Source organism: Burkholderia sp. BCC0419 (genome assembly GCF_902830285.1).
Taxonomy (GTDB): domain Bacteria; phylum Pseudomonadota; class Gammaproteobacteria; order Burkholderiales; family Burkholderiaceae; genus Burkholderia.
The window spans coordinates 1-443 of the sequence record NZ_CADESR010000030.1 but is presented as its reverse complement, the minus strand read 5'-3'; the positions used below and the strand labels follow the sequence as shown (position 1 = coordinate 443).

The following is a 443-nucleotide window of genomic DNA, read 5'->3' as shown; positions in this document are numbered from 1 at the left end:
GCCTTCACGTTCGACAGCGTCGTGCCATCGACACCCGCCAGCGTGACCTTGTCGCGTGCCGTGCCGTCATACGTCACCGCCATCGACGTCAGGTTGCCCGAGCCGTCGTCGCCCACCAGGCCCGCATCCTTCAACTGACCGAGGTTCAGTGCATCGTGATCGTCCGTCGCGTCCGCGACATTCTTCAGTTGCGTCGGACCTGCGCCGTTGCCCAGCGTCACCGAACCGTAGTTCGGCGTGCCATCTGCATTGCGGTCGTACGTGACCGCGGCGATCGACTTGCCGTCGTCGCCGATCAGACCCGAGCCCTTCAGCTGCGAGACGTTCACCGCGTCCATGTCGGCCACGCCGGCCTTCACGTTCGACAGCGTCGTGCCATCGACACCCGCCAGCGTGACCTTGTCGCGTGCCGTGCCGTCATACGTCACCGCCATCGACGTCAG

1 pseudogene is annotated in these 443 nt (G+C 65.5%); it reads right to left on the bottom strand.

What is annotated here, in order from left to right:
- Positions 1-443, bottom strand: a pseudogene (locus HWW87_RS36880) (hypothetical protein); the annotation flags it as partial.